The organism is Algoriphagus sp. (assembly GCF_013373065.1).
In the GTDB taxonomy this organism is placed as follows: Bacteria; Bacteroidota; Bacteroidia; order Cytophagales; family Cyclobacteriaceae; genus Algoriphagus.
Genome location: NZ_JABXIN010000007.1, coordinates 1 through 19872 on the forward strand (window position 1 = coordinate 1; position 19872 = coordinate 19872).

General features: G+C 46.3%; 16 protein-coding genes. All 16 read left to right on the forward strand.

The window, feature by feature from the left end:
- Positions 1 to 309 precede the first annotated feature (309 nt).
- Positions 310 to 585, forward strand: coding sequence for an amidohydrolase family protein (locus tag HWE15_RS05585; RefSeq protein WP_290506526.1), 276 nt, complete (start codon positions 310 to 312; stop codon positions 583 to 585).
- A gap of 157 nt (positions 586 to 742) precedes the next feature.
- On the forward strand, positions 743 to 1960 hold the full coding sequence (locus HWE15_RS05590) for a hypothetical protein (protein WP_290506527.1): 1218 nt from the start codon (positions 743 to 745) through the stop codon (positions 1958 to 1960).
- A 70-nt stretch (positions 1961 to 2030) separates the two neighbouring features.
- Positions 2031 to 3203: a BamA/TamA family outer membrane protein gene (locus tag HWE15_RS05595; protein WP_290506528.1), complete on the forward strand. Its 1173-nt coding sequence runs from the start codon at positions 2031 to 2033 to the stop codon at positions 3201 to 3203.
- A gap of 394 nt (positions 3204 to 3597) precedes the next feature.
- A complete protein-coding gene (locus HWE15_RS05600) occupies positions 3598 to 3846 on the forward strand; it encodes an AraC family transcriptional regulator (RefSeq protein ID WP_290506529.1) in 249 nt (82 codons plus the stop codon).
- Between the two features lie 218 nt (positions 3847 to 4064).
- Entirely contained in the window at positions 4065 to 4493 is a 429-nt protein-coding gene (locus HWE15_RS05605) for an amidohydrolase family protein (protein WP_290506530.1), read from the forward strand.
- Between the two features lie 11 nt (positions 4494 to 4504).
- Positions 4505 to 5875, forward strand: coding sequence for an amidohydrolase family protein (locus HWE15_RS05610; RefSeq protein WP_290506531.1), 1371 nt, complete (start codon positions 4505 to 4507; stop codon positions 5873 to 5875).
- 254 nt (positions 5876 to 6129) lie between these two features.
- On the forward strand, positions 6130 to 7461 hold the full coding sequence (locus tag HWE15_RS05615; protein WP_290506532.1) for a ferric reductase-like transmembrane domain-containing protein: 1332 nt from the start codon (positions 6130 to 6132) through the stop codon (positions 7459 to 7461).
- A 179-nt stretch (positions 7462 to 7640) separates the two neighbouring features.
- On the forward strand, positions 7641 to 7817 hold the full coding sequence (locus HWE15_RS16055) for a helix-turn-helix domain-containing protein (protein WP_367203820.1): 177 nt from the start codon (positions 7641 to 7643) through the stop codon (positions 7815 to 7817).
- A 251-nt stretch (positions 7818 to 8068) separates the two neighbouring features.
- Positions 8069 to 8998 (forward strand): hypothetical protein, encoded by a 930-nt coding sequence (locus tag HWE15_RS05620; protein ID WP_290506533.1) that lies wholly within the window; start codon positions 8069 to 8071, stop codon positions 8996 to 8998.
- 73 nt (positions 8999 to 9071) lie between these two features.
- A complete protein-coding gene (locus HWE15_RS05625) occupies positions 9072 to 10448 on the forward strand; it encodes a hypothetical protein (RefSeq protein ID WP_290506534.1) in 1377 nt (458 codons plus the stop codon).
- Between the two features lie 130 nt (positions 10449 to 10578).
- Positions 10579 to 11970, forward strand: a complete 1392-nt coding sequence (locus HWE15_RS05630; protein WP_290506535.1) for a Xaa-Pro peptidase family protein — start codon at positions 10579 to 10581, stop codon at positions 11968 to 11970.
- A 285-nt stretch (positions 11971 to 12255) separates the two neighbouring features.
- Complete coding sequence (locus tag HWE15_RS05635; RefSeq protein ID WP_290506536.1) at positions 12256 to 13647, forward strand: Xaa-Pro peptidase family protein; 1392 nt, start codon at positions 12256 to 12258, stop codon at positions 13645 to 13647.
- A 203-nt stretch (positions 13648 to 13850) separates the two neighbouring features.
- Entirely contained in the window at positions 13851 to 15047 is a 1197-nt protein-coding gene (locus tag HWE15_RS05640) for a carbohydrate porin (RefSeq protein ID WP_290506604.1), read from the forward strand.
- A gap of 32 nt (positions 15048 to 15079) precedes the next feature.
- Positions 15080 to 16663 (forward strand): amidohydrolase family protein, encoded by a 1584-nt coding sequence (locus HWE15_RS05645; RefSeq protein ID WP_290506537.1) that lies wholly within the window; start codon positions 15080 to 15082, stop codon positions 16661 to 16663.
- 126 nt (positions 16664 to 16789) lie between these two features.
- Positions 16790 to 18754: a hypothetical protein gene (locus HWE15_RS05650; RefSeq protein WP_290506538.1), complete on the forward strand. Its 1965-nt coding sequence runs from the start codon at positions 16790 to 16792 to the stop codon at positions 18752 to 18754.
- Positions 18747 to 19802: a hypothetical protein gene (locus HWE15_RS05655; protein WP_290506539.1), complete on the forward strand. Its 1056-nt coding sequence runs from the start codon at positions 18747 to 18749 to the stop codon at positions 19800 to 19802. Before HWE15_RS05650 ends, HWE15_RS05655 begins: the two co-directional genes overlap by 8 nt.
- Positions 19803 to 19872: the final 70 nt, after the last annotated feature.

Genomic DNA, 19872 nt, shown 5'->3' on the forward strand with positions numbered 1-19872 from the left:
ATCTGTTTCATTGTTGGATCTTTTCAGTTAACAGAGGAGTGGTTCATTTCAACGTATCAGGATGCTGACTTAGATCGCGACTATTATAAATAGTCTAAAAGAGAAGAGATGAAGAGAGTAGCATTAATAATGATGGTACAGATTGCATTTCTAATGGGGTGGAACCAATAAAATGGTACCGAAAAATCTGGTTCGGAAGTTTCAGCAAATACTGAGTTTGATGTAGTTGTCCTGAATGGAAGAGTCATTGATCCGGAAACCCAACTTGATGCGGTCAGAAATATTGGCATAGTCAATGGCACAATTAGCATGATTACGGAAAACAATATCTCAGGTAAAAAGACTATTGATGCGACCGGTAAAATAGTTTCTCCAGGTTTCATAGATCTTCACATGCATGGGCAGAATCTTGGGGCCTACCGAATGCAGGCCACTCAAGGTGTTACTATGGCTCTAGAACTTGAATCTAGTGTGCTTCCCATAGATGAATTCTATGCAGGTCAGGCAAAAAAGAATCTACCTATTCACTATGGTGCAGCAGCAGCCTGGACTTTTGGTATCCTCCCTTTATCGATGCCTCGATAAATTTAGGTCTGAAAGGATATTTCAGCCCACACCAAGGCGATCGGAACATAACATGCGCCACAAGTCACAATTCAACGCAGCTATGCCAAATTGCATCTCATCCCTCCTAAAGTATCGGAGTAAGCTCAGGTACTGCATACCAGTGGTTCTACTGTTGATGGCCGGACCTTCGTGGAGCCAGATAGCCGATAGTGACCCGCAGGACTTACTGAAGCAAAACAAGCTGTATTTCATTCCGCTTCCTGTCATAAGTTATAACCCGGCTTATGGCTTAATTTACGGGGTTTCAAGTGCCGGTAATATACTCCTGGGCCAACATGAGGACACGCGCCTCTCCGCAGGAATTCTATCGGCCACCTATACCTCCTTACAGCAGTTGGTGGTCAAGTTTAACAGTAATATTTATACCCGTGGGGACAATTGGGTGTTCATGGGAGATTGGAGGTACATGATCTCCTCGCAGCCAACTTACGGCCTGGGGACCGGCCCACAATCCGAAATCCTGCTGAATGGGGACCGACCCGGATTTGAACTGGGGGACTACCTGGACGGGGTGGACCAAGCCGAACTTATGGAGTTCCGTTTTTTTCGGTTTTACGAGATTGCTCTCAGGCAAATCGTGGATGATTTCTATGTCGGGGTCGGATTCCATCTTGATAATTACAGGAAAATCCAGGACCGCCTGCTGGACCTGTCGGAAGATCCCCCGGTGATCACCAATCACTTTGCCTACAGCCTATTGCACGGCTTTGAACCGGAGGAGTACGTTATTTCGGGCCCGAGTGTAAACGCTCTTCTGGATACCCGGGATAACATCAACAACCCCTACAATGGCCGGTATGCCTTTATACAATTTCGGATGTTACCCACGTGGCTTGGGAGCAGCCAGGACGCCACTTCGCTCTGGTTGGAATACCGGGATTATATTTCCATCAACAAAAGAGTACCGCGCAACATATTGGCCTTCTGGCTTTATTCTAGCATTTCAGCCAGTGGACAGTTGCCGTATATGGGCCTTCCCGCCCTGGGATGGGATCAGTCCAGCAAGTCGGGCAGGGCCTATCCGCAGGGGCGGTTCCGGGGGGAAAACTTGTTTTATTCCGAAATTGAATACCGGTTCCAGCTACCGATCCGTCTTAAAATACCCCTGATCAATAAAGAACGGAACCATATTGGCGCAGTCCTTTTTGCCAATATGACCACTGCTTCAGCTTCCGACCTGAATGTCCAACTTTTTGATTACTTAAAAATGGGGGGCGGGGCCGGATTGCGATTTATAATGAACAAAAATACTCGTACCAATATCGCGATTGATTACGGGTTTGGGGCCGATAACAAAGGGGCGATCTATTTTGGCCTGAACGAATACTTTTAAAGGAATAAAATGGGGATCGAAGCGGTTTTCTTATCATAAACCTGGAAAGTCCCAATAAAAAACCATCTTTATGAAAAACTGTAAAAACCCATTTCGACTTCTCATTCTTTGCACAGTGTTAGGAATTCTTATTCCTTCACTCAGCAACGGACAAACAGACAGCATCCCGGGGAAGAAAAAACTCAGTTTAAAGGACCCGGAAGACGGAGCGATTGACCTGAGTCAGTACCTGCTGGAGGCCAATGGAGTCCTGCCCGTGGCGATCCCTATAACAGAGCCAGCCGTAGGATATGGCGGCGCCCTGGCATTGCTTTACTTCCACAAGAGCAAAAAGAAGTACAACAGCTATGTGCCGCCCAGTGTTTCGGGGATCGCCGGTTTGTATACTTCCAACCAAACCTGGGGAGCCGGGGCCTTCCACAAGCATATTTTCGGGGAAAACCGGGTACGCACCACCACCGCATTTCTCAAGGCCAATGTGCGTCTGAAATACTACGGGAATAACAGTCCCATCCTGGAAGATAACCCAGTGGGAATCAACCTGGATTCCTGGGTAATCCTTCAAAAGGCCGAAGTACGCCTGGGGAAATCAAAATTCTATGCTGGGGCCACCTATACCTTTTTCAATACGGAAGTAAGTTTTGATACCATCCCCAACAAGCCTATCATTAACCCGATATTAGAGAGACTGAACATCAATTCAAAAATCAGTTCGATCAAGCCGACTCTGGCCTATGACAACCGGGACAATACCTTTACCCCTGCCCGTGGCATCTATTCCAGGCTTTCGGTAAACTATGCTGCCAAATGGCTGGGTTCTTCGAATGATTTCAGCACACTGGGCACCGATTTTTTCGGATACCTTCCCATTTCCTCGGCTGTCAGGTCCGGATGGCGATTTCAGGGGAATTACCTGCTGGGGGACGCCCCGTTCTACGCCTATCCGTTCATTGACCTGCGTGGGATCCCGGCCATGCGCTACCAGGGCGATAATACCATAGTGGCAGAAACAGAATGGACCTTCAATGTGTACAAACGGTGGTCACTGGTTGCATTTACGGGGGGCGGCAAGGCCTTTAACGATTTGGCGAATTTCGGGTCATTTGACTGGGCCTATACGGTTGGGACAGGGTTCAGGTACAACGTTGCCCGGGTGCTTGGTGTTAACATGGGGGCTGATTTTGCCTTGGGCAATGGCAGGGATTTTGCGTTTTATATCGTCTTCGGGTCTTCCTGGCTCTGAGTAGTCCCTGGGCTAACCAAACCTATAGCCTGGCAGAACTAAAGTCGGCTATAGACAGGGGCGTGGGGACGGCCCGATTTACCCAAGTGAATTACGAGTTGCTCAATGATGAAGAATCCCTGGCATTCGAGATACTGGGGTTTGGTCTTTTGAGGATTTTGGCAAGGAGTTTTTTAACCCCCGGGGGACCTGGCAGGAGGGAACGGACACTAGTTATTTGATGTCGGTGGGTAGCACCTTTCCCTATAATTCCCTTTTGGGCCCTATAAACCTGGATATTTCCTGGGTTAACGGAACGAACAATGTTAGGGTTTTTCTCGGAGTCGGGTTCAACTTCAATAAATCGTAACCAAAGGGACTCATTATCCAACTTCGGGAAATCATTCTAGAATCCATGCATGAACAAAATTTTGGCGTACCAGAGCTATGCCGGAAGGTTGGGATGAGTCGCACACAGCTGCACAATAAAATCAAGGCGCTGACAGGTCATTCCACTTCTCAATTCAATATGAAGGTACGCATCCATCAAGCCACGAAGCTATTACGGACTACAGAAATGAATATCAGCCAAGTGGCTTTAGAAGTAGGAATAGAAAGCTTCCCCTATTTCACCCAAAAAATAGGTTTATCTCCTAGCAAATAGAGAGAAAAATCATTTTTGGAACAATAGGATAATTTTTAGGACATATGGTTAAGCCTTATCTGTTTCATTGTTGGATCTTTTCAGTTAACAGAGGAGTGGTTCATTTCAACGTATCAGGATGCTGACTTAGATCGCGACTATTATAAATAGTCTAAAAGAGAAGAGATGAAGAGAATAGCATTAATACTGATGTACAGATAGAGTCCGATGCGATGCCCATGTATGTTCCTAAAGATGGAGGTATTGTTCCTTACAATGGAAATGAGTGGCCTCTGCCAGCAGACTTAATCAATCATCCTAGGTCTGGGGCAACATTCACCAAGATATTGCAAGATTATATGCGAGACAGACAATTGCTTAGTCTTTCGGATGCCATTAAAAAAATGAGCCTCATGCCAGCTCAAACATTGGAAGATTACGTTCCCCAGATGAAAAATAAAGGGCGGATTCAAGTAGGCATGGATGCGGATATTGCGATATTTGATTTAAATGACATCAAAGTAAATGCAACCTATCTAGAGCCTTATCACCCTTCAGAAGGCATGTCTTATGTACTGATAATGGGTACATCTATAATTGAAAATGGCGAATTATTACTTGATGCTTCACCAGGATTACCGATTAGAAGAGAGGTAGTCTCAAATTAATAAGCTTGGCAATGAAAACACAAACAAATAATGAACAAGGAAAAACATATGAAATGAAAAAACTATTAATCTTTAGCCTTCTACTCATTACAAGTATAAACCTATTTGCTCAGGTCAAGGCACAAACTACGGTTATCATTAAAAACGCCAATATTTTTGATGGCGTAAATGAAAAGCTTATTACAGGTTCTGATGTACTTGTAGAAGGTAAACTCATAAAAAAAATTGGCAAAAATCTATCAGCTAAAAATGCCACTGTTATTGATGCTGAAGGCAAAACACTAATTCCCGGACTCATTGATGCGCACTGGCATACATACTATTCCAATGCACCGCAAAGCGTATTGGTTAATGGCGATATGAGTGAAGTGGCCATCATCGGATTTTTGGGTGCCGAACAAACCCTTATGCGCGGTTTTACCTCGTGCAGAGATGTTGGCGGCAATCCATTTGCAGTTAAAAAGATGACGGATTCTGGGAAATATCCTGGTCCTCGCCTGTTTATCTCTGGCCCACCGATCAGCCAGACTTCTGGGCACTTCGACTTCCGTGGAAAGAACGATGTGCCACGAAACTCGACAGACCCGATGACCTATTGGGAGCGCAATAGCTTGATAATGGTTGCAGATGGCGTTGACGAAGTAATAAGACGTGCCAGAGAAAATTTAAGAGCCGGAGCCACACAACTGAAAATAGCCGGTGGTGGTGGCGTTTCTTCCAGCTATGATGATCTGGATGTACAGGAATACACTTTTGAAGAAATGAAAGCAGCGGTAGACGTTGCAAAGACCTGGAATACGTATGTGGCTGCTCACATTTTTACAGATGAAGCCACTCAAACAGCTATAAAGGCGGGTGTGAAATCTATTGAGCATGGTTTTTTAGTGAGCGATGAAACCTTAAAAATGATGAAAGACAATGACGTTTGGTTAAGTCTTCAGCCCCTGTTGAAAGATGAAGATGCCCTACAATTTGAGAACCCCTATAGTACGGAAAAGTATAATAAGGTTACAGATGGGACGGATAACGTTTATAAAAGAGCAAAAGAATTGGGTGTAAAGGTTGCCTTTGGTACCGATGCACTTTTTGATCCTTCAGCTGCTGCTGCCCAAGGCAGAATGTTAGCCAAATTAAAGCGTTGGTATACGCCATACGAGGTTTTAAAAATGGCAACCTCTACCAACGCTGAGTTATTGATGCTTTGCGGTCCACGTAACCCATATCGGGAAGGCGGCATCGGATCTATTGTTGAAGGGAATTATGCCGATATGATATTAGTAGATGGCAACCCATTAGAAGATATCGATTTGGTTGCTGATCCAGAAAAGAATTTCGTGATGATCATGAAAGATGGCACGATTTACAAAAATACAATTCAGTAAAACGGAAACCGATTAGAAAGTAGATGGTATCTAACTAATAATCACGGTATTAAAAACATGGTTTATCCAGACCGTTGCACAACACTGTATAAGCGTAATACGGACTAAACTGCTAAAGCTGAGTGAGCTGAATATTACAAACATAAGGTTCAACCAAAATTCATTAGAATGTATAACTCAAACCTTATAATCATCTTAAAATGCTTTGGGCGAAAAACCGAAGAGCGCGGCGAAATAGTAAAAATATCATGGCAATGAAGAAATTGAATATTTGGACAGTGACTGGTGTCGGGCTGCTGATTGTTGGTTTGGCGTTTCCGTGGGGCTCTGTTTCAGATGCGGGACCAACTTTACCTTGGACCATCTATTTGCAACTTCTGTTTGCATCCGGGTTTCTTGCGTTGGCCCTAATGTCGGTTGCCATGGTCCTGGCGCTTCGACTCCCGAAGATCGAATCCTGGGTCGGTGGCCTTGACCAATGTTACCGGCTCCATCGCCTGTCGGCGGAATGGGGCGTCGGGTTGGGGCTAACTCATTACCTTATCAAGGTGGGCGCCAAGGCATTGCGAAAAGAAGGGCTATTGGTGAAGCCACAAGGCTTTGATTCGGGTATTCCCGAACTATTCTCTACCTGGCACGATGTCGCCAAGCTGTTGGGCGAATTGGGGTTGTACGCGTCATTAGCGCTTGTGGCGGTGGCACTCATCAGGGCCATTCCCTATCACCTGTTCGCTCGACTGCACCGTATCTTGCCATTGCTGTATCTAGGGTTTGTGCTCCACGGGGTAGTATTTCTACCGCTCTCTTACTGGAAAAACCTGAGCGGCGCCGTTTTCGTCATCTGTGTCGTTGCAGGGCTTGTTGCTACTGGATTGAGTCTTTCTGGCCGTATCGGGCGAAACCGACAGGTTCAGGGGCGCGTGGCTGAGGTCACGTCGCTTGGGAAAGGTGTTCAAGAAGTGCAGATCGATCTTGGTCCGGCCTGGCCCGGACACGAGGCAGGGCAGTTCGCCTTATTCACTTTCGACACCCGCGAAGGCGCGCACCCCTTCACAATCGCCTCCGCATGGGAGGGGGAGAACGCACGTCTACACCGCATTCGTGTGGCGATCAAGGCACTAGGTGACTATACGTCCACGCTGCCGGGTACCCTCGTTGCTGAAGCTCCCGTCAGGGTCGAGGGACCATACGGCAGCTTCATTTTTGATCAGGGAAAAGGGCGACAGATCTGGATCGCGGGGGGAATTGGCCTGACCCCCTTCGTCGCACGGTTAGAGCATCTTGTGGCCAGCACGGCAGAGCATGAGCCTGTCGATCTGTTTTACAGCGCCCGCCATGTGTCTCCCGAAACCCTGGCGCGCCTATCGACAATAGCAAGCGCGGGAGCCGTTCGTTTGCATGTTATCGATACTGAACAAGAGGCGCCGCTGAATGCAAAGCAGGTCGTGGAAATGATACCTGATTGGAAAGCTTCAAGTATCTGGTTTTGTGGACCCCTGAAGTTTGGAGATGCCCTTGAGAAAAGCTTTATGTCCATGGGATTGCCAAAAGGACAGTTCCATCGTGAGGCGTTCGATTTTCGGTAGACGGATGCTTCGGTAGACCACAAAAACCCGGATTACGTTTTGGAGCCCGTGGAACTGGAGCTGGGTTCCTGCGATTGAACCTGGGCACGCAGCGATCCCGCATTGAGACAGCCATGGAACGCATCGCTATGGCTGCACAATAAAATCAAGGCGCTGACAGGTCATTCCTTTCTCATTTCATTAAGAAGGTACGCATCCAGCAAGCTACTCGGCTATTGCGGACTTCCGAAATGAACATTAGCCAGGTGGCTTTCGAAGTAGGTGTGGATAGCCTCCCATATTTCACCAAAATCTTTCCAAAAGAAATGGGCCTACCTATCAGCAAATACAGAGAAAAATCGTCTCAGGAACAATAGGTTAATTTTTTAGAACATAAGGTTAAGCCTGATTTGATATTTTAGGGTTGTTTTACTCATAAGGTTGTTTCTTGGCAAACATTGAGGTATTTTAACATAGAGCACGACCATTATAAACAGTCTAGAAAAGAAGTCATGGTTTATGTGTTGGTAATGGGAACACCAATTATTTAGAATGGTAAAGATTTACTCGATGCCCCGCCAGGATTAGCAATTAGAAGAAAGACAAGAAGTAATTAAAAACACCAACCATGATCCAGATAGGTAAAAACGTGATCTCTATGAAAACATGTATAATCTTGATTATATCATTGTTCGCTTTCATGGAGCTGAAGGCTCAAGATGATACAGAACAGAAGACAGAGCAAAGTTCTGATGATCTTGCTAAACAATTGGCAAATCCAAATGCAACATTAGGCGTTTTGTTTACTCAATTTGACTACTCACGGTATTCAGGAGATGTTCCAGACGCAGGGCAAAACGGTGTTGTTTTCAACTTTCAACCCAGTTTACCTATTCCGCTGGGTACAGGTGTGAATTTATTCGTGCGACCATTGATCCCTGTCTATTTAAGCCAGCCGGTTTCGGGAACAGATGGATTTAGTAGCAAGGCTGGCTTAGGAAATATTAGTGCAGACGTTGCTTTGGGAAAAACATGGCCATCAAAGTGGATGACAATGATAGGGGTATTTGCTGGATTTCGTACAGCATCTATCGAAGAGCTTAAAGCCAAATACACGACGTTGGGACCAGAAGTTATCATCGGTAAAACCACGAATTTTGGGTTTCTAGGGATTATGGTGAATCACGGCTTTGGTGTCGGTAGTGGTGGTGATCCTGGCACGGAAAGTTTTAACATCATGCAGGATGCGTTTGTGACATCAACGGCAGGCGTACCAAGAAAATCAAGCGTTACCGCAGGCCAATACTTCTATATTGTTGGCCTGAAAAATGGCTGGCAAATAGCAGGCACACCAACCTTTGCCATTAATCATAACGCAGAAAAAGGGAGTAAGCTTACACTTCCTTTGGGAACAGGAGTCGTCAAAGTGACAAAGTTCGGCAATTTACCGGTTAAATTAGCCTTACAGTATTGGTACTACGCGGCATCGCCTGAGGCTTTTGGACCGAAGCATCTGGTACGCTTACAAATAGCACCGGTTATACCCTTGCCATGGTAGAACTGAAAATTAAATTAATTCCTATTTAAGGTGAGCACAGCATATCAAAATCCAATTTTAATTACTTAAATTCATGATCCATACACACCTTACCGGTAAGTCCGGAATTCGCAAAGCGGAAGGATTTATAATGAAGAATCTAAGGGAAAGATTGGGTAAAGTAAGAACTATCGATACACGAACGCATTTGACGAAAGCGACCGATTGGCTCAGAGTCAGCATGGGACTTGGCATCCTCTTGGTAGTGCTATTTCTCTCCAGCTGCAAATCAATTGGGCCAAAGGTCGTACTTAAGTCTCATATCGATTATAACAAAGCTGTCGAACAGGTAATCCAAGAGGAACTTTTGCTCAACATTGTTCGTCGGCGGTATTACGAAGCACCTCAGTTTGTGACTATTTCAAACATCAACGCAACAATGAGCTTTTCGGCTGGAGCTTCGGGCGGTGCATCCACCTCCTTAGGAGGTTCCGGCAACGCAGGAGCCAATATTGGCTATTCTAATACACCAACCATCACCTTCACGCCCAGACAGGGCCATGAGATCCTAGGGCCCCTGACCTCTAGGATGAGTGTTCTAACAATCGCCAGTATGGCCCAGGCTGGCTACCGTTTCGATTTCCTGTTGGCATTAATGGTCGAGGGACTTACCGATGTTCGCGGACCCGAGGCTGGTGTGGGCACAGATTTCCGCCCGGGTGATCCAGAATATATTAAAGTCATCCAATCAATAGGAAGACTCATGGACAATGGACAACTCAAAGTGGGAACCTTCAGTTGGAACGACCCTTACTCTGACATTGCCATCCCGCGTGAAGAGATTACGGTCGATAACCAGCTTACCGCCATTGCCCTTGGTAGCGGTGTGGGTCGATTTCGAAGCTATGATGGTGGAGAGAACTACTATTTCACGGATAAGCACGATTATCCAGCCATGTGGATTGACCCGGAGGCTCGAACATCAACTGATGGAAAGTATATAATTCAGACGCTGAATTTGCAGCCCACTCCCTTGAAAAGAGTCTGGTCCTTTTCTCCGAACCGGGTTGTCGAGGGTACTGACTTCGAAAATGTGCCTGACGATCCACGGCCAGAGGTTAGGATGCAGCTGCGTACCTTCTATTCAGTTTTGAATTTGCTAGCCTATGGCATTAAATTACCCCCAGGGGACGAAGAGGAAGGCAGAGCTTTTACCAAGGCCCTTTATGATAAAGCGGTTAGTGAAGGACGAGCAGTAGATTTAAGTGATAAGTTCGTAGTGAATTCGAGTAAAGGTAAGCGCCCGGAGAACGCTTTCGTAGCCGTGAAGCATCGTGACACCTGGTTCTACGTGGACGATCGTGATTATGCTTCAAAACGCTTCTTCAATGCAGTCTACGACTTATTTAATATGGAAATAGCCCCCTCGGGTGGCGGTGGGAGTCCTGTTCTGACAATACCAGTGAAATAGACTATGCAATTAAGACAAGAAAAAAGTAAAAGGTTTGAAGGAGAATATATTCGTCCTCCTAATTCTATTCAAAACAGGGACCAAATATCAATTAAAAACAATATGTTCTATTTCAAAATATTAATTTAATATGAAAATTAATCGAAGACAATTTACATCAATGGCCGGCTTATCTGCTGCCGGTTTGATCCTACCTTGGACTACCCAAGCAGGTGCTAAAACTAATGATAAAACAAGCCTCATGGGGAGACCTGTAGCCGCCCCCGATCCTGGCAAGAACTGGCACCCCTTGGCGGCCAAGCGACCTCATAAGGATATTATGGGCCGTATTCAAGGCATTATGAAACGAGAAGGATATGGTGCATTCATACTGATGCTAGGCGAAAATGTATGCTATGCAACAGGCTATTTTTCCAAATTTGCCTATACGCCAAGTCTTCCTATAGGGGCACAGACAATCGCAGTTATCCCGGCAGATGGGGATGCACATATATGTGTTAGCTCGTACGAAGCAGATGATGCTCGAAGACAGGTAGTAGATGATGTGAAAGTTGAGGTCATGCCGGGATTCGTTTTTATAGATGACGGAACCGAGGAGTCACGTGCGGAAAAAGATCCCCGATTAGACCCACTTGTTACCATTAAATCTGCTGTAGAGATTGCAAAGGACGTTGCTGGTAATGGAAAAATCGGTACGGAGCTTGGCATGTTATCTTGGGCATTTAAGGATGTTATGGATAAAGAATTAGGAGCTGATCGGCTATCGGATTGTACTGATTTGATGTATGAATCGCGTCTGATTAAGTTCCCTTGGGAAATCGATATGCTGAGATTGTCAGCCCAACACGCAGAGCGTTGGATGACACGCGTAGCTCAAGAACTGAAACCAGGGATGAACGCCATGGTTTTTGATAGGATATGTCAAGAAGCGGCTTGGGCAGAAGATACAGAAAACTCAATGAGTCTTCTTGGCTACCAGACTGCAATAGGACCTTACTGGGGTATAGGCTTAGCGCCTAGAAACTATGTGATCCAGGAGGGCGATGTTTGCCGTATTGATGGCGGAAGTACCCATTTGGGCTATATCAGTGACATCTCGCGTACCTGGGCCGTTGGTGGCTCGGAAGGTAAGCCTGATCAAAAGCATGTAGAGACCTATAACGCATTGTATGCAGGTATGAAGAAAGGCCTTGATATGCTCGCGCCTGGTGTGGTGATGGGGGATTTTTATGAAGCAGTCCGTGCAGAAGTGGAAAAATCTCCAATCTTTCCTAACTACGCCCGGGGCCACGTGGGGCACAGTATTAGCGTAAAACCGCAGGCAGAGGACTCTCTTACGATCTCTAGAGGTCAAAAAGCCAAATTTGAGCCTGGCATGGTCGTTTGTGTGGAGTTCTCGTATATGGCTGCTCAGGGCGCCTATGCACCAGGAGGGTACAACGTCGAGGACACCTTTGCGATTACCGAAGATGGATACGACCGGTTCACCATGGCCAACGATCATCTAATCTGGAACGTATAGTGACTGGATAAGAACATCTATTGCCGAGGGGTTTTTTTCGTAATCGCGATCAAAACCCCTTCGGTATTTTACACGAGAATTACGGTCTGGCCTGCATGTAGTTTTTATCCATATTGAATATTTTAGGCTATATTTATTAAACTGAAACGCTTATAAATTTTTCATATATGAAATCCAATTCTTGATTGAAATAATTTATTCAAATGGATTTTGGTATTGTGAATTCATGAGTTGGTTATCAGAATCAACAGAAAAAAAAAAGTTTGTTTTAAAAAATAATGTAAAATGAAAATTAATCGAAGAGAATTTGCATCAATGGCCGGCTTATCCGCTGCCGGTTTGATCCTACCTTGGACTACCTCTTGTGCCAATCAGGATGAAAAGGCGAGCGTTGCAATGAGCTCCGTACCAGCCCCTGCACCAGGTAAGAACATTCACCCTTTGCTGGCGAAGCGCGATCAGAAGGCGATTCTAGGCCGTATTCAAAACCTCATGAAACGAGACGGTATTGGCGCGCTCGTTGTTGTGAAACCAGAAAATATAGCCTATGCTACGGGCTATGTGTCCAGGTTCGCCTATGGAGCTGGTGTTCCAGCGGGAAGCCAGGCAGCTGCTGTTATTCCGGCGGATGGGAATGCTCACCTATTCATCAACCTGATGGAAAGTGATGATGCACCAAGAATGACCAACGATGTTGAGGTTTCGGCCATGCCGGGTTTCGTCTTCGTAGACGACGGAACAGACGAGTCGCGCCAGGAACGCAGCGCAACTATTGACCCACTGGCCGGCTTCAAAGATGCTTTGAAGGCTGCCCAGGACTTTGCTTCCAATGGGAAGATAGGTATCGAGAAGGGCGCCTTGCTCGGAGGGCTTTTGGCCTATCTCAACAGCCAAGTGACAGAGGATCAGTCCGTGAACTCCGATGACTTGTTATTTGAAGCACGCCTGATCAAGACACCATGGGAAATCGATATGTTGCGCATGGCGGCGCAGCACATGGAGCGCGTCCAGTCGCGCGTGGCGCAGCAGCTTGAGCCTGGGATGAATGCCTTGGCTTTTGACACTATGATCATGGCTGCGGGCTGGGCAGAAGATAAGGAACACACTATGCAAGGCATGTCCTACCAGATCGGCATTGGACCTTATTGGGGCGTATCCCAGTCGCCTCGGAACTACGAGATCAAAAAGGGCGATCTTATGCGTATTGATGGTGGTGGGACGCATTTTGGGTACATTAGTGACATCACGCGTACCTGGGCCGTTGGCGGTTCGCCTAGCTCCAAGCATGAAGAAACTTATGACGCATTGTATAAAGGGTTCGAGAAAGGCCTCACATTGCTTAAGCCTGGAGTGAAAATGTCGGAACTGTATGCTGAAGTACGGGCAGAAGTGCAAAAGTCTCCAATCTTTCCTAACTACGCTAGGGGCCACATGGGGCACAGCATCAGCCTCTCACCGTTGCTCGAGGATCATCCACTGTTCGCGCCTGGTTTTGATATCGAATTCCAACCTGGCATGGTCGTGAGTATGGAGACCTCCTACATGGCAGCGCAGGGCGCCTATGCGCCTGGGCCGTACAACATTGAGGATTCCTTTGCGATTACCGAAGATGGATACGATCGCTTCACCACTGTGCCAAGTTCACTGGTCTGGGACGGAAGTCTACCGGCTAAATAGGAACATATTCTCCGAAAGGGTTTTCTCGGAATTTCGATCAAAACCCCATCGGTATTGTAAACAAGAATTGCAGACTGACCTACCTATAATAATTAGGGAGCTTATATTATGTATTATTATATAGCAAACTATTACTAACACTAAAAAATAATAATTGGATGAGACGGAATATGCTGCTTGCGCTTACTTTGAATCAGCGGATTATGGTAACGTGCGTAATCATAGCTCTCTTGGTTCCGACGACCTTGCATGGGCAATCTGCAAGCGATAAGCTCGCCGGGCCGAGTTCGACGCGTGCCCAGCTTGCCTCGGACAGTCTGTCGAAGCACCGATGGTCGGATTGGAAAGCCTCGTTAAAGAATCGCACTGGCCTCGACTTCGGGTTCGACTTGATAGCTCTTGGGTTAGTCGCGACAGAAAGCGTGGGCCAGAATACGGCCGCCACCGGTGTCGTACGTCTCTTCGCGGAGTGGGAACTGACTGGGCGCGGCACCAAAAACACAGGCTCTCTGATTGGCAAGGTCGATTACCGACATCGCCTGGGTAAGGTTCCGGTCAAGAGCTTCGCCGGGGAACTGGGGTATGCCGGCGTTATCGGTGCCACATATAGTGATCAGAGATTGCGATTGACACACCTCTTCTGGAATCAGAATTTTGCCCAAGGTCGAGGTGCCATTTACGTGGGTTGGCTCGATGTCACCGACTATGTTGATGCATATGCACTTGCGAGTCCCTGGCAGGGGTTCACAAACCTCCAATTTCAGACCGGGTCAGGAACTATCGGAGGGCTGCCCGATTCCTCCTTGGGTTTGGCCGCGGGCTATTTCTTCAATAACAATGTCTACATCAGTGGTGGGATTGTAGACGCTAACGGAAATGCTAGGAACCCTCTTGCCGGATTTAAGACGTATTTTGGTGAAAGGGAGACCTTCAAATCTTTAGAGGTGGGTTGGACGACGGGTCCGAAGGCGCGTTTCTTCAACAGTGCGCACGTGACCTTTTGGCAGCAGGACGCACGTACAGAGGAAGGAACTTCCAGTGGGTATGGCTTGTCCTTTCACCTTAGCTACGTCCTAGGTGGGCATTGGCTTCCGTTCCTTCGCGGTGGCTGGGCAGATGCTGGTGATGCTATCTATGAAACCGCTTTTAGCGGTGGCTTCGGATACAGCCAGGATCCAAGTAAGGGGCTTTTAGGCCTTGGCCTCGGCTGGAGTCGGCCGAACGAAGACACGTATGGTACAGAACTGGAGGATCAGGTAACTTTCGAGGCTTTTTGGATGTTGGAGCTAGCCAAGGGGATCGAACTAACTCCGAACTTCCAATATATTATCAACCCTTCCCTGAATTCTGAAGCGGGTTCGACAGTACTCTTCGGCCTTCGGGGCCGAGCAGCTTTTTGAAGTTGATATTTAATCTTAATCATTAATAAATCATGAAAATCAACAAAACAATACTTTTGGTGATAGCGCTGGTTGGAACTTTTTCAGCCTACGCCCAGGACTATGACGTTGTCCTGAAGGGTGGACGGGTCATGGACCCGGAGACCTCGCTCGATGCGGTCATGAATGTGGGCATCAAGGGTGGCAAGATCGCGGCGGTGACCACTGACGAAATCTCTGGCAAGGAAATCATCGATGTGACAGGACTCGTGGTTTCTCCGGGCTTCATTGATACACACCAACACAGCCTTGACATTGCTGATGGTCGACTTGCTGCGCAGGATGGTACCACAACTCATATGGAGTTAGAGTTTGGCCGCAGTCCCGTGGCCGAGGCCTACGACCATGTAGCAAAGCGCGGTGGCCATCCAATCAACTACGGCTTTGCCTCCAGCTGGGCCATGAACCGAGCCAATGTCATGACGGGCTTCAAGGGCGAGGCGACCTGGGATGGCTTTGTGGAGGCCCTAGCACCCGCCAAGTGGGGCGCAACAGTCTCAAATTCCGAGCAAGAAAAACAAATCTTGGCACTGGTACAGAAGGATCTAGACGATGGAGCCATCGCAATCGGCTACCCCCCAGCCTACGGCAGTGGTGCCGGAGTAAAGGAGGCAATCAATCTCTGGAAGAAGGCGGCAGTCAACAACGTGCCGGTTTCTGTCCATGTGCGCTATCAGTCCATGATAGATCCGAACAGCTCGGTTCAGGCCATGAACGAGATGCTAGGCATGGCTGCCTCATCTGGTGCCCATGCCATTCTCTGCCACATTCAACTTCTTGGCCTCAGCGATCCTTACATGATGCTCGACGTGATCGACGCTGGTCGTAAGGCTGGACTCAGGCTTACCACCGAGGTCTATCCATTTGGTGTCACTGCTCCGCCTGTATCCGCGGACTACCTACAATGGGAGAACTCCGATGAGCGCATCGGCTTCGAGTGGAGCGATGTACGGACCGAGGAAAAGCCCCACTACACATTCAAGGATAAGGAAGACTTCCATAAATACCAAAAGGAACATCCTGCTGCCTTCGTACAGATGGAGTACATAGATGAAAGCACACCCCAGGGCTTGGCGGCGATGCGGGCCGCGGTAACATTCCCCAACACCATCCCTGCCGCAGACGGAACACCCATTGCGTGGGAGGGCAAACCCAAAGGTGCGGACAAACTAGGCCTGGGGTCTGGAGTTGATGTTTGGCCTCTGCCAAAGGATGCCGGAGGCCAGCCGCGAACCACCAGCACCCATGCGATCATCCTGGGGAAATGGGTTCGAGAGCAGGGTGCGCTGACCCTGATGCAGGCGATCGCCAACTCCTCCTATATCCCCGCCAAGGAATTGGGCGATCACATTCCCCAGTTCAACACCAAGGGACGCCTGCAGGTCGGTATGGACGCAGACATTACGGTGTTCGACCCCGAGACCGTAAAAGCCAACGCCACCTGGGACGATGTCGCAGCCCTCAACGACGGATTTTATCATACCCTCGTCAACGGTGTCTTCATCTTGAAGGACGGTAAGATTGACACCGAAGCCCTACCAGGACAACAGATCCGGCGAACGCCAAAGGGGCAGTAGGAATGGAGAGTAGATGGCAAATAGAAAAAGTGAACCGTTGTTAAAACTCCTGTATAGTTAGGTATCAGCTGTCTGGTCAGAAAAGCATGTTCACAGGTAAAAAAGTAAAAAACCAATAATTACACAATGAGTAAAAAAGTACAAAGAGTTTTGGCAAGAAGCTGGTTAGTATTTTGGCTGCTTTTTCTAGGCTCATGTGAGCAGCCACTTGACCCAATTATTCAATCAGTCACTAGTACCAATACCCTATTGCAGTCGTACAGTTGGCAGTTGGAAGAATTTACAATTCTTGTCGATGATGAGGATATACCTCCGCCTATATTATTCAGCTTGACAGATTCATTGATGCGAGTAGGAAGGTATGATCTGGATGACATGATTTTCGATGCATCGGATATGCGAGATTATACTGTGCTGTTTACGGATTCGCGTGACTTGATTACTTCAGAAGGACCAATTGATGTTTTGGGTGATAGTGTGGCGCGATACTTTGTTTTTAATGAACGGTCTATTAGGATTATTTCCAACGAACTCAGCCTGAATTATAGGTACTTATATGATGATAATCAGCGAAAACTCTCTTTGACGCTAACTTCTGAGCAAGCAGGTAATCTAATCCAAAAAACTAACCAGAAATTGATAGATGCCATTTCCAATAAAAGCCCAGACAAGTTGGGAGACCTGGTGGCCAAGATCCTTTTCAATAATGAATCGATTCAACGGTTGATTAACGACCTAGTAGTTTCGGCACTTGCAGGTAAATTAGAATTTGTTAACGATTTTGACCCAAAAGAGTCGGCAGATATTTTATCAAAAAGGATTGTCGAGGAACTTAAAAGTATTGATTGGGAAGGAAAACTTACGGAATTGATAAGGCAGGAGCTGGAAAAGATCACCAACATTGATCCAGATGTTGTGGCTGGAGAAATAGCTTCCGAAATAACAGCAATAATCAATCAGTTGCTCTCTACAGACAAGATTTATGACTTGGTATTGCCATTTTTGGATGATTTGGCAACGGATCCCGATGGTAGCGCAAATAAAATCAGCACACTTGTTGTCGATTTGTTATTGGGTGTTTTTAATGAAGAAAACCTTCAACCAATCATTGCTTCAGCATGGCAAAAATTTACTGAACTTGATGATAAGCAAGTAGAAGTAGTCGCCGATACACTGACATCCATAGTAGAAAAAGTTTGGATAAACGAAGAGAATATCACCCAGCTGATCCTTCCAATCACACAAAAAATTGACGAAACATCTCTACTGCAGATGGGAAAGCTTGCGGCCGAGGCAGTAAATTCTATAGAAGCACTCGTTGGGAAAATCAATACCACCTTTCCTGATCTCAACCTGGAACCGGACTACGAAAGCATGGAGGGCCAAATCAGGGCTATATTCATCGCAGCCAAACCTGTAATTGGATTGGTAGGAGGACCGGAAAAAGCTGCCCAGCAAGTAGCTGCATTGATAAAGACGCAGTTCCTCAGTACAGATACTCTAACGCAGGTATTTACCTCAGCAATAAATGCCCTACAGAATCTGGATCCTCAGCTTGTGGGTGAAAAAATTGCAGCCTGGCTGACTAACCTGGCTGAAATTATCTCACCGGACATTATTGAATATTTAAGCGACCTGCTGAGCCCAATACTTGATAACCTAGATCCAGAATTTACTGCTTTCAAAATTGCTCAGGCACTAAATGGATTCATCAAAGAAAATGTAACACAGGAAAATATTAAAACGCTAATCCTGCCAGCTATTGAATTTGTTTCCAACATCAATGCAGAACTCGTAGCAAGGTATATCGCACAAACAATATTATCACTTGATATCATAGAGGATAATATTAATGAGGAAACGATAGCAGCCATTTTGTTGCCAGTGTTAGAATCTATCAGTGAGATTAATCCAGAGCAACTGTCCCAGGCGATTGTTAATGCTCTGGTGAATAGCGGGATTTTTGAAGATGTTATTACAGAAGATCGTTTGTCGGCTATCATTGCCTTGGTTTTATACAACAATTTATGGAATGACGTCAAAGTCGCAAATAACTTTAAAGAAGTAACAATTACCCTACGTCATGAATAAATTAAGATTATATGCATTTTTATCATTTGCACTTTCAATTGTTGTTGTCAGTTCTTATGGTCAGGTATCAAACCTAAGTATCAGTGACGAATATGAAAAATACCGCGATAGTCTTAAGAATACTGATTATCCGTGGACCCTTCCGATCATGGGAGCAAAGGTTAGGGAATTGGGGTTTGATATACCTTACCCAGTAGGAGCAATGTTTACTTATGGTCATTCAGTACAGCAGCTAACCATTGACGACCTCGCAGTAAGTTTTGATCCAAACAACCTCATCGATGTCAGTAGTTTTGCCCGACTTCAATCCATGCAAGCCAATGTTGATGCTTATCAGGCTAGGGTAGATTTTTGGCTGTTACCATTTCTAAATATATTCGGTGTTGGGGGCCGGATCAGAGCCGTTAGCAATGTGCATTTGGGTTTGCCAATAGACTTGAGATTTAATGTCACCACTGAGGGAACAAATGCAGGATGGGGCGCTGTGGTTGCCGGAGGTGTAGGCCCTATGGTAATGACGGGGAACTTCGTAATGAACTGGACCTGGACTGGAAACGTAAACGGACCATCAAGTACTACATTATTTGATGGACGTGTTGGCTATATGTTTCGGTTCCCTAGAAAGCCAGATAAGAACCTTGTAGTTCTAGTCGGTGCTTCCTACCTCGGACTTAATAGAGTAAGCGAAGGAGCTGCTGATATTGATAAGATTCTAGGAATTACTCCAGAGGGTAGAAAGGAGGCTGCCGAGCAGCTGGATGACTGGTATAATGATCTGACAGATCCAGCGAAGGAGCTATTTGGAGGTATCTATGATGGTTTTTCGGGATGGCTAAAGAACGATGAGAGCTCAAAACTTTATTACAGTTTCAGCAAGCGCCTATATTATCCAATCAGTATGACAGTCGGAGCCAATTATCAAATTAACCACCGATTTATGTTGAATGGTATTTATACCTTTTTGGGCAGCCGAGAACAAATCACCTTATCAGTGAACTATCGTTTTGGTTTTCGTGGTAAAAACTTCCTAAGGGGATTAACACTGTAGGGTTTCTAACAGGATGAATTGAATTAATTGTGAACTAATACCAATTTCTGAAATTATCTAACCAAATTCT

What these genes read in the sequence shown, in the direction of transcription:
- HWE15_RS05585 (WP_290506526.1), top strand. Translation starts at nt 310, where the DNA reads ATGATTACGGAAAACAATATCTCAGGTAAAAAGACTATTGATGCGACC.
- HWE15_RS05590 (WP_290506527.1), top strand. Translation starts at nt 743, where the DNA reads ATGGCCGGACCTTCGTGGAGCCAGATAGCCGATAGTGACCCGCAGGAC.
- HWE15_RS05595 (WP_290506528.1), top strand. Translation starts at nt 2,031, where the DNA reads ATGAAAAACTGTAAAAACCCATTTCGACTTCTCATTCTTTGCACAGTG.
- HWE15_RS05600 (WP_290506529.1), top strand. Translation starts at nt 3,598, where the DNA reads ATGCATGAACAAAATTTTGGCGTACCAGAGCTATGCCGGAAGGTTGGG.
- HWE15_RS05605 (WP_290506530.1), top strand. Translation starts at nt 4,065, where the DNA reads ATGTATGTTCCTAAAGATGGAGGTATTGTTCCTTACAATGGAAATGAG.
- HWE15_RS05610 (WP_290506531.1), top strand. Translation starts at nt 4,505, where the DNA reads ATGAAAACACAAACAAATAATGAACAAGGAAAAACATATGAAATGAAA.
- HWE15_RS05615 (WP_290506532.1), top strand. Translation starts at nt 6,130, where the DNA reads ATGAAGAAATTGAATATTTGGACAGTGACTGGTGTCGGGCTGCTGATT.
- HWE15_RS05620 (WP_290506533.1), top strand. Translation starts at nt 8,069, where the DNA reads ATGATCCAGATAGGTAAAAACGTGATCTCTATGAAAACATGTATAATC.
- HWE15_RS05625 (WP_290506534.1), top strand. Translation starts at nt 9,072, where the DNA reads ATGATCCATACACACCTTACCGGTAAGTCCGGAATTCGCAAAGCGGAA.
- HWE15_RS05630 (WP_290506535.1), top strand. Translation starts at nt 10,579, where the DNA reads ATGAAAATTAATCGAAGACAATTTACATCAATGGCCGGCTTATCTGCT.
- HWE15_RS05635 (WP_290506536.1), top strand. Translation starts at nt 12,256, where the DNA reads ATGAAAATTAATCGAAGAGAATTTGCATCAATGGCCGGCTTATCCGCT.
- HWE15_RS05640 (WP_290506604.1), top strand. Translation starts at nt 13,851, where the DNA reads ATGGTAACGTGCGTAATCATAGCTCTCTTGGTTCCGACGACCTTGCAT.
- HWE15_RS05645 (WP_290506537.1), top strand. Translation starts at nt 15,080, where the DNA reads ATGAAAATCAACAAAACAATACTTTTGGTGATAGCGCTGGTTGGAACT.
- HWE15_RS05650 (WP_290506538.1), top strand. Translation starts at nt 16,790, where the DNA reads ATGAGTAAAAAAGTACAAAGAGTTTTGGCAAGAAGCTGGTTAGTATTT.
- HWE15_RS05655 (WP_290506539.1), top strand. Translation starts at nt 18,747, where the DNA reads ATGAATAAATTAAGATTATATGCATTTTTATCATTTGCACTTTCAATT.